The following is a 13,728-nucleotide window of genomic DNA, read 5'->3' on the forward strand; positions in this document are numbered from 1 at the left end:
CTCCCCGCAACCGGCGGTCATACCGCGCCCGCTCCCGTGAGCGCCCTCACCTCCGTCTCCGCGTGCTTCGCCTCGTCCGGGGGCTCGGCCGAGGCGACCGTGCCGATCCAGCCCGCCAGGAAGCCCAGCGGGATGGAGACCGCACCCGGGTTCTGCAGGGGGAAGACCTGGAAGTCGACCCCCGGGAACAGCGAATCCGGACTGCCCGAAACGACCGGGGAGACCAGGACCAGGAGCACGGACGGAATCAGCCCTCCGTAGACCGCCCAGACGGCGCCGCGGGTGGTGAACTTCCTCCAGAACAGCGAGTAGAGCAGTACGGGCAGATTGGCGGAGGCGGCGACCGCGAAGGCCAGGCCCACCAGGAACGCCACATTCATGTCACGCGCGAGCAGCCCGAGCGCGATCGCAGCGGCCCCGATCCCCGCCGCCGCGACACGGGCGACGGCGACCTCACTGCGCCGCCCGGCACCACGGCGCCTGAGCGAGGCGTACAGATCGTGGGCGACCGAGGCGGACGAGGCGAGGGTGATGCCCGCGACAACGGCCAGGATCGTCGCGAAGGCCACGGCGGCGACCACGGCGAACAGCACCGTACCCCCGGTGGAACCCGCTCCTCCGCCGAGATCGAGGGCGAGCAGCGGCACCGCGGTGTTGCCTGCGGCGTTCGACGCGCGGACCTCTTCAGAGCCCACCAGGGCGGCGGCACCGAAGCCGAGCACGATCGTCATCAGATAGAAGCTGCCGATGAGACCGATCGACCAGACGACCGAGCGGCGGGCGGCCCGCGCGGTCGGCACGGTGTAGAAGCGGGACAGGATGTGCGGCAGTCCGGCCGTGCCCAGGACGAGGGCCAGGCCCAGGCTGATGAAGTCCAGGCGCGCGGTCCAGTCCCCGCCGTACTTGAGGCCGGGCGACAGGAAGTCCCTGCCGTGGCCGCTGCGGTCTGCGGCCGTGTTGAGCAGTTGGTTGACGTCGCCGTGGAACCTGGTGAGTACGAGCACGGTCAGGGTGACCGCGCCCGCCATCAGCAGCACGGCTTTCACGATCTGGATCCAGGTGGTGGCTCGCATCCCTCCGAACGACACATAGATGACCATCAGTGCGCCCACGCCGACCACGGTCCACGAGCGCGCGGCTTCGCTCGTACCACCGAGGAGCAGCGCGACGAGGCTTCCGGCCCCGACCATCTGCGCCACCAGATAGAGAACGGAGACGGTGACCGAAGAAGTTCCCGCGGCGATGCGGACCGGGCGTTCCTTCATCCGTGAGGCGACGACATCGGCGAGGGTGAACCGGCCGCAGTTGCGGACGAGTTCGGCGACGAGCATCAGCACCACCAGCCAGGCGACCAGGAAGCCCACGGAGTAGAGCAGTCCGTCGTAGCCGTAGAGAGCGATGAGGCCGGAGATACCGAGGAAGGACGCGGCGGACATGTAGTCGCCCGCGATGGCAAAACCGTTCTCCATCGGGGAGAACAGCCGCCCGCCCGCGTAGAACTCCTCGGCGGAGCCACGTCTGTTGCGGCTGACCCAGGTGGTGATGCCGAGGGTGACCGCGATGAACGCGCTGAACAGCACCAGCGCCAGCGTCTGGTGGTCGCCGCTCACCGCTCGCTCCCGCCCCGCACCGCCACGGCACCCGGCACCCGGGTGCCCCACGGGATACCCCTCGGCCTCCCCGCTCCGGGCTTCGCGGCCTCCGGCACCACATCCGCGGGCGCCGCGGCCGCCGACGACACGTCGGCCTCCGGCTCCGTGGCCACCGGCATGACGGCCCCGGGTTCCCCTGCTACCGGATCGGTGGCCCCGGGCTCCGCCCGGACCGGTCGCACCCCGACCGGTCGCACCCCGACCGGTCGCACGTCGCAGGTCCGGGCTGCCGACGGCTCCCGGAGCCTCGCCCGGTCGAAGACCGTCCAGCGCAGATCGAGCGCCGCACGGTCCCTGCGCAGCCGCGCATGACGGGAGTAGGCCCAGGTCAGCAGAAAGGTGGTGAGGAACTGCGCAAGGCCCGCGAGCATTGCCACGTTCACCGCTCCGGCGACCGGTCTCGCCATCAGTCCGGGTGCCGCCGTCGCCGCCACGACATAGGCCAGGTACCAGAGCAGAAAGGCCAGAGCGGCGGGAACGACGAACCGCCGATAGCGGCTGCGCACCTCCTGGAAGGCCGCGCTCCGCTGCACCTCCAGGTAGATGTCCATGACATCGGCATCGCCGCTCGCCCGGTCCGCCTCCCGTTCACCGGCAGACCACTCATCGGCGGACCACTCACCGGCGAACACGCCATCGGTGAACAGCCGCCCACCGGTGCATCGCCTCTCCGCGAACAGGCCGTCGTCCGCGGCCCGGTTGTCCGTGTTCGTCCCGGGCCGTGCGTCGGCCCCACCGTCCGTAGCATCCGGTTCGCCCCAGCCGGAGGCCCGCGCGTCGTCCCAGGGGTCGTCGAGCCGCACTGCCGCGGCGTCCTGCCCTTCCTGCTTCTCCACCGCTCAACTCTCCTTGTCAGCGAACCGTTTCGGCCGCGTGCACAAGGATGGACAGAGCAGGAAGATCCCGGACTCTTCTCCCTGCGGGCTTCACCCCATCAGGTGACGCTGGTCCCGGGTGGCTGCGCGAGACCCTCCCGGTAGGCGTACCGCACCGCCTGGGCCCGGTCGTGGAGTCCGGCCTTGGCGAAGAGATTGTTGATGTGGGTCTTCACCGTGGCGGTGGAGATGTGGAGCCTGCGGGCGATCTCGGCGTTGGTGAGGCCGTCCGCGATCAGCGCCAGCACCTCGCCCTCCCGCCCGGTGAGGCCGTCGGGCAGCCGGGCGGCCGCCGGTTCGGGCGCGGCGGTCACCCTTTCGAGCAGTCTTTGCTGGACGACCGGGGACAGCCCGGCCCGGCCCGCGACGACGTCCTGGATGGCCCGGACGATCTCCCCGCCGTCGGCGTCCTTGGTGAGGTAGCCCCGCGCGCCCGCCCGAAGGGCGGGGAAGAGTGAGTCGTCGTCCGCGTAGGTGGTGAGCACGACCACCTGGGTGCCGGGGTACTCGGCGCGGATCCGGCGGGTCGCCTCGACGCCGTCGCAACGCGGCATCCGCAGATCCATCAGGACGACATCGGGGGCGAGTTCGGCGACCAGGGCGACGGCTTCCTCACCGTCCCTGGCGGATCCGACCACCTCGATGCCGGGCAGCAGCCCCAGGAGCATGACGATGCCCTCGCGCACGACGGCCTGGTCGTCGGCGACGACCACCCGGGCATCGGCACCGACCTCGCCGGAGCCCAGCCCGACACTCGCACCCGCGGCCGTTCCCGCCCGCACTCCTGTCCCCGTCCGTCCGGCCGATCCCGCGTCCAGACGGGTCCCCGCGCCCGCCCCGGTGTCCGCAGGCGCTCCGGTGTCCGAGCCCGTGCTCGCTCCCGTATCCGCGTCGGCGCTCCGTTCGGTCATGCCTGCACCCGCAGCCGCACCATGAAGCCCTCCCCCTCCGGTCCCGCCTCCAGGGCGCCGCCGAGCAATTCGGCCCGCTCGCGCATCCCCAGCAGACCGTACCCGGAGCCGGACGCCCCCAGTTCCCCACCGGAAGCGGTCGTACCCCAGTTCCGTACCTCAAGGGTGACCCCGCCCTCCTCGTACGCGAACGTCATCCGCACCCTGGCGCCCGGTGCGTGCTTGCGCGCGTTCGTCAGCGCCTCCTGGGCCACCCTGCGTACCGCCTGCGACGCCTCGGCCGGCAGCGGCCGCCTCTCCCCCGCCACCACCGTCTCGGCTCCGTCCTCGGCGGCGATCTCCCGCAGATAGTCCTCGACCGGCACCATCTCTCCGCGCAGCGCGGAGAGTGCCTGCCGGGTCTCCGCGAGCCCCTCGCGGGCCATGCCGCGAGCGGCCACCACCCGCTCCAGAATCTGGTCGCGGAACGGCCCCTCGGGCCCCCGTTCGATCTGTATGCGCGCCGCTTCCAGGTGCACCAACTGCGCGGAGAGGCTGTGGGCGAGCACATCGTGGATCTCCCGGGCGATACGGGCCCGCTCCGCGAGGGCCGCGGAGACGGCCTCGGCCCGGCGAGCGGCCCGCTCCTGCGCGAGCAGCCGGAACCCCGCGCCCCTGGCCTCGGCGTCCTGCCGCAGCGTACAGCCGCCGAGGAGCATCCCGGCGGCCGTGATGACCGTCCCGAGCACGTCCCCCAGCAGCATCGAGAAGCTGCCGGCCATCAGCAAACCGGTGACCAGGCCGAAGACGATCGGGAGCCGTTCCACAGCGAGTGCGGACACCGTGATCCACAGCACCGCCGCGGTGATGGACGCCCCCGCCCAGTAGCCCGCCCACCCCAGCGCGGCGAGGACGGTGAGCAGGGCCAGGGACACGGACAGCCGGTTGTCCGTCGTCGTGCGGTGGAAACCGAGCACGGCGACGACACAGATCATCAGGCCCAGTACCGGGAGAACCGCGCGCCAGCCCCGGAAGACATCGGATGTATACGCGCTGGAGACCGCCCACGTCGCCAGGCCCGACAGCAGCAGGACGTCGACGGCGATACGGCTGCGCGGGACACCGATCCGTGACAGCGACTCCCTCGCCGGCCACTCGGCCCATCTGCTGATCGGCACGTCCCGCCCCCCTCGGTCGCCCCGATGCTACGGATCGGAGGGCGGGCCCGGAATCGGGTCAGGGGTGGAGGCGCCCGCTCCACCCCCGGGTGGGTGTCCACCCGGGGGCCCCGAAGGCGGGGTAGGGCGGGCCCCGGGGATCAGGCGTCGATGCGCGAGCGGTCGAGTGTCGCGGCGGAGCTGGTGATGAACTCCTTGCGGGGCGCGACCTCATTACCCATGAGCAGGTCGAAGACCTGCTCGGCGGACTCCAGGTCTCCGATGTTGATCCGCCGCAGGGTGCGGTGGCGCGGGTCCATCGTGGTCTCCGCCAGCTGGTCCGCGTCCATCTCGCCGAGACCCTTGTAGCGCTGGATGGAGTCCTTGAAACGGATGCCCTTGCGCTGGAACTCCAGCAGGGTCTGCCGCAGCTCGCTGTCGGAGTACGTGTACACGTACTTGTCCTGGCCCTTCTTGGGCTGAACCAGCTCGATCCGGTGCAGCGGCGGCACCGCGGCGAAGACCCGCCCCGCCTCCACCATCGGACGCATGTAGCGCTGGAAGAGCGTCAGCAGCAGACATCGGATGTGAGCGCCGTCGACATCGGCGTCGACCAGGAGAACGATCTTGCCGTAGCGAGCGGCGTCGATGTCGAAGGTCCGGCCCGATCCGGCTCCTATGACCTGGATGATCGCGCCGCACTCGGCGTTCTTCAGCATGTCCGAGACCGACGACTTCTGGACGTTCAGGATCTTTCCGCGGATCGGCAGCAGCGCCTGGAACTCGCTGTTCCGCGCGAGCTTGGCCGTGCCGAGCGCGGAGTCGCCCTCGACGATGAACAGCTCGCTGCGCTCCACGTCGTCACTGCGGCAGTCGGCGAGCTTGGCGGGCAGCGACGAGGACTCCAGGGCCGTCTTACGGCGCTGTGCCTCCTTGTGCTGACGTGCGGCGATACGGGTACGGGCGGCGGCGACGGCCTTCTCCAGCACGGCACGGGCCTGCGCCTTGGCGTCCCTCTTGGTGGAGGTCAGGAACGCCTTCAGCTCCTTGGCCACCACATTGGCCACGATCCTGTTGGCCGCCGAGGTGCCCAGCACCTCCTTGGTCTGCCCCTCGAACTGGGGCTCGGCCAAGCGGACCGTGACCACCGCGGTCAGGCCCTCCAGGGCGTCGTCCTTGACGATGTCGTCCTCGGCGACGCGCAGCAGCTTCGAGGAGCGGAGTACTTCGTTCATCGTCTTGGTGACGGAGCGCTCGAAGCCCGTGACATGGGTACCGCCCTTGGGGGTGGCGATGATGTTCACGAACGACCTGACCGCGCTGTCGTAGCCCGTGCCCCAGCGCAGGGCGATGTCGACACCGAGCTCACGGGTGACCTCGGTGGGGGTCATGTGCCCGCGGTCGTCGAGGACGGGCACGGTTTCCTTGAAGATCCCGTGTCCGGTGAGGCGCAGCACATCGCAGACGGCCTTGTCCTGTGCCAGGTACTCACAGAACTCGCTGATGCCCCCGTCGAAGCGGAAGATCTCCTGGCTCTTGCCCTCACCGGCCAGGTCCCGCTCGTCGCGCACCACGATGGTCAGGCCGGGCACCAGGAAGGCCGTCTGGCGGGCGCGCTGGTGCAGGTTCTCCAGGGAGAGCCGGGCGTCCTTGAGGAAGATCTGGCGGTCCGCCCAGTAGCGCACGCGGGTGCCGGTGCGGGTCTTGGGGACGCGCTTGCCCTTCAGCAGCCCGTTCGCCGGGTCGAAGGGGGCGTCGGGGCCCTGCTCGGTGAAGATGCCGGGCACCCCGCGCCGGAAGCTGATCGAGTGGGTGGCGCTGTTCCGGTCGACCTCGACGTCGAGGCGGGCCGACAGCGCGTTCACCACCGAGGCGCCGACGCCGTGGAGGCCACCGGAGGCCGCGTACGAGCCACCGCCGAACTTGCCTCCCGCGTGGAGCTTGGTCATGACGACCTCGATGCCGGAGAGGCCGGTCTTGGGCTCCACGTCGACCGGGATGCCCCGGCCGTTGTCCTGCACCTCGACGGAGCCGTCCTCGTGGAGGATGACCTCGATGTGGTCGCAGTAGCCGCCGAGAGCCTCGTCGACCGAGTTGTCGATGATCTCCCAGAGGCAGTGCATCAGACCGCGGCTGTCGGTCGATCCGATGTACATGCCAGGGCGCTTGCGGACCGCTTCGAGGCCTTCGAGGACGAGCAGGTGCCGCGCTGTGTAGTTGGAGCCGTCACGCTCCGCGGTCAGCAGCGCTGTGGACGGCACGGACGTTTCGGCGGTCACGCGGTTCGCTCCTCGCTGAATTTCACATGTGGCCCTGAGGGGTAGTGGCCCGGCGTCGGTCGCCGGTCAGAGCGTACCGAGCCCTGATAGAGCCGATGTAACGCCACCCTCGTGATTCCTCATGCTAGTCCAGCATCGCATACATGTTCGATCCCTCGATGGGGTGACGTGAACATCACGTTCCATTCGACGCATGAACCATTTAGGCTCCGGGCACGTCCTCATGAACAACCGGCAACCCAGCCGGGAGGGCCAAACGAGACAAGCAACGCGAAATCCGTAAAGCGAAGCAATACGGCTCATTCGCCGCCACCTGGTAGCAGACAGCCGCCTTGAGAAGAAGTTTCGAGGAAAAGCCCCGAGCGGGAACGTTTTCGGGCTGGTTGGATGTTGACCCTGGTACGACAGCTCGTCGAGCTAGAGAAGAGGCGACGTGACTACTGTTCTGACCCCCGCGAGCCCGCTGACGGCCGCTGACCGCTGCGACCGCTGCGGCGCCCAGGCGTACCTGCGCGTCGTCCTGACCAGCGGTGGTGAACTGCTCTTCTGCGCCCACCACGGGCGCAAGTTCGAGCCGGAACTCAAGAAGATCGCCGCGGAAATACAGGATGAGACCGACCGACTCACGGCCGTCCCGGCCGGTGCCGGAGAAGAGGATCACTGACACCTCGCATCCACGACGAGCCAAGGCCGGTCCCCGACCGGCCGACGGGCGGCACCCCTGAGCGTGACGGGTGACCGCCCGCTCTCGTCCGGTGACCGCACCGCGGGCCTCCCCGTCCGGCCCGCGTAGCCCGTATCGCAACGCCCGCCGGGGCCGGAGCCCCCAGGCGCTGCGGATCGCGGCCACCCGGCCCGTCCCGTAGCCGGTGGGCGGGGCTCCGAACGCGGCTGGCACACGGCCGGAGCGGAGCACGACGGCCTCGACGGCGCGTGAAGGCGCCCGCCGGGGTCGGCGCACGTCCCGCCCCGGCCGGCGGCTCCGCGCCGGCGTTCCGGGGCAGCCCGTCAGGGCAGCGCAATCCCGGAGACCCGTGTGTACACGCCCGGACTGTCCGCCCGGCCGCAGCCGCTGCCCCAGGAGACCAGACCGATGAGTTTCCCTTGGGCCACCAGCGGCCCTCCGCTGTCCCCCTGGCAGGCGTCACGGCCTCCTTGGGGGTCTCCGGCGCAGAGCATCGTCGAGGCCGTGTAGCGGCCGCCCAGGCCCCCTGGATAGGCCCTTTCGCAGTCCTGGTCCGGCAGCACCCTCAACTCGGCCGCCCGCAGTGCCGAGGCATAGCTGCCGTTGCCCTCCGTATCGCCCCAGCCGTAGACCGTGGCGCCCGTGCCCGGTGTGTACGCCGGGTCCCCGGCCGCCGCGGTGGCGATCACCGAGGACGCGGGAAGCGCCTCGGCGAGCGTGAGCACTGCCATGTCCGAACTGTTGGTGTCCGGGTCGTAGTCCGGTGAAATCCAGCTTCCGGCGACGGCGATCTCCCGCCCCTCGGCCGCGGCCAGTTCCGTACGCCCCGCGATGACCCGCAGATCCCGGACCTCCGACACGTCGCCGCCGAGCACGGTCTGGCTCAGACAGTGCGCCGCGGTCATCACTTTGGTGGGCGCGACGACAACCCCGCCGCAGAACTGGCCCCCGCGCGTTCCTCCGAACCGGTCACGGCTGGAGAGCGCGACGACCCACGGCGTATCGGCGACGTGTACGGGGAAGCCCCCGATGACCACGCTGTCGGCGGCCGCCGGTGGTGACGAGACCAGTGGCGCCACGGCCCCCGCGGTGACCAGGGCCAGCGCCCCGGTCAGGGTTCGGACGACGGGAGGGCGCATGTGGTCTCCTGACTCTGCGTGAACGGCGTCAACTCAGCGTCAGCCAGGACGCCCCCGTCCGCACCCTCGGATACTCCCGAGATGGTGAAGGGCCCGGAACCCTCGCGGGGTCCGGGCCCTTCACCGTGGTGATCTCGGACGGCATCCACGGCAGACGAGTCGGAATCTACGGCAGACGCTCAGGCGATCAGTCCAGGTAGTCGCGCAGCACTTGCGAGCGCGACGGGTGGCGCAGCTTGGACATCGTCTTGGACTCGATCTGGCGGATGCGCTCACGCGTGACGCCGTAGACCTTGCCGATCTCGTCCAGGGTCTTCGGCTGACCGTCGGTGAGGCCGAAGCGCATGGAGACCACGCCCGCCTCACGCTCGGACAGGGTGTCGAGCACGGAGTGCAACTGCTCCTGGAGGAGCGTGAAACTCACCGCGTCGGCGGGCACGACGGCCTCGGAGTCCTCGATCAGATCGCCGAACTCGCTGTCGCCGTCCTCGCCCAGCGGAGTGTGCAGGGAGATCGGCTCACGGCCGTACTTCTGGACCTCGATGACCTTTTCGGGGGTCATGTCCAGTTCCTTCGCCAGCTCCTCCGGAGTGGGCTCGCGGCCCAGGTCCTGGAGCATCTGGCGCTGCACACGGGCGAGCTTGTTGATGACTTCGACCATGTGCACCGGGATACGGATGGTGCGGGCCTGATCGGCCATGGCGCGGGTGATCGCCTGGCGGATCCACCAGGTGGCGTACGTGGAGAACTTGTAGCCCTTGGTGTAGTCGAACTTCTCGACCGCGCGGATCAGACCGAGGTTGCCCTCCTGGATCAGGTCCAGGAAGAGCATGCCGCGGCCGGTGTAGCGCTTGGCCAGCGAGACCACGAGCCGGAGGTTGGCCTCCAGCAGGTGATTCTTGGCGCGGCGGCCGTCCTCGGCGATGATCTCCAGCTCGCGCTTGAGCTTCGGCGCCAGCTTGTCGGAGTTCGCCAGCTTGTCCTCGGCGAACAGGCCGGCCTCGATGCGCTTGGCCAGCTCCACCTCCTGCTCGGCGTTGAGGAGGGGGACCTTTCCGATCTGCTTGAGGTAGTCCTTGACCGGGTCGGCCGTGGCTCCGGCGACCGCGACCTGCTGGGCGGGCGCGTCGTCCTCGTCCTCGTCGGACAGGACGAAGCCCTTGCTCTCGCCCTCGGCCTCTTCGTCGTCGCCCTTGCCACCGGGCTGGACGTCGTCGAGCAGCTCTTCGCCCTCGGCGGACTCGTCGGCGTCCTTCTTGGACGCGGCCTTCTTGGCCACGGTCTTCTTGGCGGCGGTCTTCTTCGCCGCCGTCTTCTTGGCGGCGGTCTTCTTGGCCGCCGTCTTCTTGGCAGGCGCGGTCGCCGCGACCTCTTCGCCGGCCTGTACGTCGACGGTCTCGGCCGTCGGCGCCGCGGTGGCCGCGACGGTCTTCGCCGCGGTCGTCTTGGCCGCGACGGTCTTGGTGGCGGTGCGCTTTGCCGGGCTCTTCGCAGCGACGCTCTTGCGCGAGCGCTTCGGCGACTCCGCGGCACTGACCATCAGCGTCACACCCTCTTCCTCGAGGATCTGGTTGAGGCTGCGCAGAACATTCTTCCACTGGGTTGGCGGAATCTGGTCAGCCTCGAAGGCCCGACGCACGTCATCGCCGGCGATCTGCCCATCAGCCTTTCCCCGTTCGATGAGCGCCATCACAGACTCGGACTCGGCGATCTCCGGCGGGAGCGTACGGGATGTGCTGGCCGACACGAACAACCTCTCGGAACGATGGAAACGGCTTCCGGCTCCACCCATGATCGGGCCGGAGCCGACGACCACCGGGCTGCGGATGTGCCGGTGGCGCGGGCGGTACCAGCCTAGGAACTGCACAGCGCCGTGAACGGCGGCTGTATTCCCTCCTCGGTGGTCACCTCTTAGGTCATCGCGCTGTTTCGACGAGTGTTACGCCCAATCCGCGTGGCCCGAGTCACACGACATCCTCGGCGAACCGGCCAGATCGGACGTTTGACACACAATCGTGCCGCCGGACCCCCGTGGAATCCGGCGACACGATGATGTGTACACCTCCGCCCGCCCGGCCCCACGGCCGGACGGTCAGTGCTCGCGCGGCGCGGGAACGACGCGCTCCACCTCCGGGTGGACGGTGAGCAGTTGGCGCATCGCGGCTTCGGCGGCGTGGGAGTCGCCGGTCGCGAGGGCGTCGACGATCCGCGCGTGGTGGGACAGGGAGACCTCGTTCGGCCGGTCACAGCCCGTGACCGGTCCTCCGGAAACCTGGAGGGCGGAGGAGACGATCCCGGAGAGGTGCTCCAGCATGCGGTTGCCCGCGAGCTGGATGAGCAGGTTGTGGAACTCCGTGTCGGCACGGGCGAAGGTGATCCCGTCACCCTGAGCGAGCGCGTGGCCCATGATCTCGACCATGTCGCCGATGCGCTGCTGGATGTCCTCACGGCCGTGGCCGGCGGCGAGGCGGGCGGCGAGGGGCTCGATGGTCCAGCGCAGCTCGAACAGCTCCCGGCGCTGGTCGTCGCGCTGGGGGCCGAAGGCACGCCACTCGATGATGTCAGGGTCCAGCAGATTCCAGTCACTGACCGGGCGGACGCGGGTGCCGACATTGGGCCGGGCACTGACCAGGCCCTTGGCCTCCAGGACACGCAGAGACTCGCGCACGACGGTGCGGGAGACCTCGAAACGCTGGCCGATCTCCTCCGGAACGAGCGGGCGGTCGGCACCCAGATCCCCCGAGACGATCATCTGGCCGAGCTGCTGGACGAGTTGTCCGTGCAGCCCCCGGCCCCGGCTTCCCGCCGCTCGGCGGCTGACCCGGCCGAGGTCGGCGTCGGCGCTGTCCCAGGCGGGCGGGGCGACGCGATCGGCGACGGGCGCGTCCCCGTAGGGGTATCGGTCGAGTTCGCCCGGACCGGCGAGGCCGGAGTCTGCGGGGCGGGCGGTCATCATGGTCTGCGCAAGGGTACTCACGCATCCTTTGTCGGCTCGCCCCTCTCAACCCTTGAGGTCTTTGGTGAAAAGCACACGAAAGGGTGATCAGCGCTTCCCCCACAATTGACGACTTATCGGATAGAAGCGGACATTTCTCCATGGGTTGGAGACCGCCTCACGCACGGCCGCGGTCGCATCACCGGCGATTCACTACTCAACCACCACCGAATCACCGCACCCCGATCGTTCGTGATCACCAAAGCACTCTGCGGCGAAGGACCGTGGACAAGTACGCGCAGATCAGAACCGACAACGACAACATGAGTGCCACACCGACGGGTTGAGCCGCCAGTTGCGCCCCGGGGGTCAGCCAGCGGTCGGCCTGATCCGGCAGTCGCACCCACGTCAGTTCGCGGAGCCTTGCGGGAAGTCCCTCGGCCGACCGGACCGATGGAACGACAAGTGCCTTCTGTACGAGGGGTGCGACGACGACCGGTACGGCGAGGACCGCGGCCACTCCCGCCGCCGCCACCCGGAAAGTCCCGGCCGCGAGCAGCCCGGCCCAGGCGCAGCCGACCGAGAGGGCGCCCCAACTGGCGGCCTGAGTGGGCCGGTTTCCGGATGGTTCCGTCATCTCGTCTCCGTACACGAGACGGAGAGCCTGGGCATCCGCCACGGCGACGAGCAGGGCGATCAGCAGCGCCGCGGCGCCCGTCACCAGGAGCTTGGCGAGCAGAAGTCCGAGGCGGCGCGGCACGGTTCCGCGGGCGGCGGCGAGCGCCGGATAGCGGAATTCCTCCCCGAAGGAGAGTGCTCCGATCAGCCCCGCGCCGAAGGCGGCGGGCGGCAGCGGAAGAAACCCGGGCCAGGCGGCGAGGGCGACCGGCACCGGAGTGCTCCCGGAACGTGCCAGCAGCAGACAGACGGCCACGGAGGTGAGCACCGAGGCGGCCACGATCAGGGCGGCCGTACGCACCCCGAGGAGCCGGCGCAGTTCGTAGCGCACCGGTCGCAGCGGGACGGCCATGGGGCGGGGGCCGGACGGGCTGTCCCGGGGTTCGGCGGCGCGCGGGAGTTCCGCGTCCCCGGCGGGGTGTTCCGTGTTCGGCGCGTGGTGATCCCCGCCGTCCCCGGCGGACTGGCCGGTGGTCGGCGGGGTGGGACCCGTGTCGCCGGTCTCGTCGGTGAGTCGGTGGACGAGCACTCCGTGCCGGAAGGCCGTTTCGCCCACCTCCGCGCAAGTGCTGCCGTACACGGACAGCAGTCCGCCCCCCTCCGTGACCACTTCGACCGAGCGCTGTGCGGCTCGCGCCTCCCGGTGGACGAGATCGGCGAGGCGTGCCGCGTGCGGCGTGCGGACGGCGACGCGAGGGCGCAGCCGGGTGCGGGAGAACTCCGCCGCCGCCTGGTCGGCGACGAGTCTGCCGGCGTCGAGGGTGACGACACGGTCCGCGATACGGGCGGCCTCCTTCGGGTCGCCGGTGGTGAGGAGAACCGTTCCGCCTCGGTCGGCACGGCTGCGCAGCACCCCGTACAGCCAGCCGCGTTCGGCCGGCGAGAGGCCTTTGGACGGCTCGTCGAGCACCAGTGACCGGGGATCGCCCAGCAGCGCGGAGGCGACCCCGAGCCTGCGGTCCATGGCCAGGGGGAGCACGCCGAGCCGCTCGTCGCCGAGGCCCGCCAGCCCCATGGCCTCGATCAACTCGTCCGCGCGCCCCGCGGGCACGCCCGCGGCGGCGCAGAGCATCCGGAGCTGCCCACGGACGGTCCGCGCGGGGTGGCCGGGTACGTCTCCGAGGAGGACCCCCACCTCCCGGGCGGGATGAGCGATGCGGTGGAGGCGATTGCCCCGGAAGTACGTCACGCCCCGGCCGGGTTCGAGGTCCAGCATCAGGCGCAGCGCGGTGGACTTGCCCGATCCGGCCGCCCCGAGCAGGGCGGTGATCTGTCCGGGGCGGGCCTGGAAGGAGAGATCGTCGACGGCGGGCGGAAGGTCTCGCCGTGGGGCGCTGGAAAGTCCGATGGCCTGGAGCATCGCTTCTCTCGCGTAGGGCGGACGGGAGACCGCTCGGCGGCAGTGCGGCTACCTCAGCAAGATAACGCGACATTTCGG

The 13,728-nt window shown here is 70.1% G+C and carries 10 protein-coding genes; 1 reads left to right on the forward strand and 9 read right to left on the reverse strand.

Annotated elements, in window-relative coordinates:
- Positions 1-17: 17 nt before the first annotated feature.
- The 5 genes from ACFYT4_RS23135 to ACFYT4_RS23155 all read right to left on the reverse strand — a co-directional run bounded on the left by ACFYT4_RS23135 (position 18) and on the right by ACFYT4_RS23155 (position 6,853).
- Positions 18-1,610: a cation acetate symporter gene (locus ACFYT4_RS23135; protein WP_389272064.1), complete on the reverse strand. Its 1,593-nt coding sequence runs from the start codon at positions 1,608-1,610 to the stop codon at positions 18-20.
- The gene (locus tag ACFYT4_RS23140) at positions 1,607-2,488 is read right to left on the reverse strand and encodes a DUF485 domain-containing protein (RefSeq protein ID WP_389272067.1); all 882 of its coding nucleotides are present in this window, start codon (positions 2,486-2,488) and stop codon (positions 1,607-1,609) included. The genes ACFYT4_RS23135 and ACFYT4_RS23140 overlap by 4 nt, the downstream gene beginning before the upstream one ends.
- Before the next feature lie 98 nt (positions 2,489-2,586).
- Positions 2,587-3,273 carry a response regulator gene (locus ACFYT4_RS23145; protein WP_389272272.1) on the reverse strand — a complete coding sequence of 229 codons (687 nt, stop codon included), beginning with the start codon at positions 3,271-3,273 and terminating at the stop codon, positions 2,587-2,589.
- A gap of 161 nt (positions 3,274-3,434) precedes the next feature.
- Positions 3,435-4,595: a sensor histidine kinase gene (locus ACFYT4_RS23150; protein WP_389272070.1), complete on the reverse strand. Its 1,161-nt coding sequence runs from the start codon at positions 4,593-4,595 to the stop codon at positions 3,435-3,437.
- 140 nt (positions 4,596-4,735) lie between these two features.
- Entirely contained in the window at positions 4,736-6,853 is a 2,118-nt protein-coding gene (locus tag ACFYT4_RS23155; RefSeq protein WP_389272073.1) for a type IIA DNA topoisomerase subunit B, read from the reverse strand.
- 433 nt (positions 6,854-7,286) lie between these two features.
- Here ACFYT4_RS23155 and ACFYT4_RS23160 point away from each other — a divergent pair, with 433 nt between their 5' ends.
- Positions 7,287-7,517 (forward strand): hypothetical protein, encoded by a 231-nt coding sequence (locus tag ACFYT4_RS23160; RefSeq protein ID WP_250918724.1) that lies wholly within the window; start codon positions 7,287-7,289, stop codon positions 7,515-7,517.
- A gap of 344 nt (positions 7,518-7,861) precedes the next feature.
- Here ACFYT4_RS23160 and ACFYT4_RS23165 read toward each other — a convergent pair whose 3' ends face one another.
- From ACFYT4_RS23165 to ACFYT4_RS23180, 4 genes are all read right to left on the reverse strand, one after another.
- On the reverse strand, positions 7,862-8,677 hold the full coding sequence (locus ACFYT4_RS23165; protein WP_389272076.1) for a S1 family serine peptidase: 816 nt from the start codon (positions 8,675-8,677) through the stop codon (positions 7,862-7,864).
- Positions 8,678-8,864: 187 nt separating this feature from the next.
- Positions 8,865-10,424: an RNA polymerase sigma factor gene (locus tag ACFYT4_RS23170; RefSeq protein ID WP_389272079.1), complete on the reverse strand. Its 1,560-nt coding sequence runs from the start codon at positions 10,422-10,424 to the stop codon at positions 8,865-8,867.
- Positions 10,425-10,769: 345 nt separating this feature from the next.
- Complete coding sequence (locus ACFYT4_RS23175) at positions 10,770-11,654, reverse strand: FadR/GntR family transcriptional regulator (RefSeq protein WP_389272082.1); 885 nt, start codon at positions 11,652-11,654, stop codon at positions 10,770-10,772.
- A 214-nt stretch (positions 11,655-11,868) separates the two neighbouring features.
- Complete coding sequence (locus ACFYT4_RS23180) at positions 11,869-13,650, reverse strand: ATP-binding cassette domain-containing protein (protein ID WP_389272085.1); 1,782 nt, start codon at positions 13,648-13,650, stop codon at positions 11,869-11,871.
- Positions 13,651-13,728 lie beyond the last annotated feature (78 nt).

This window comes from Streptomyces sp. NPDC004609 (assembly GCF_042873655.1).
GTDB lineage: Bacteria > Actinomycetota > Actinomycetes > Streptomycetales > Streptomycetaceae > Streptomyces.

Bases quoted from the DNA above. Each gene is read 5' to 3' on its own strand.
- ACFYT4_RS23180 (WP_389272085.1), bottom strand. From the start codon at position 13,650: ATGCTCCAGGCCATCGGACTTTCCAGCGCCCCACGGCGAGACCTTCCG.
- ACFYT4_RS23165 (WP_389272076.1), bottom strand. From the start codon at position 8,677: ATGCGCCCTCCCGTCGTCCGAACCCTGACCGGGGCGCTGGCCCTGGTC.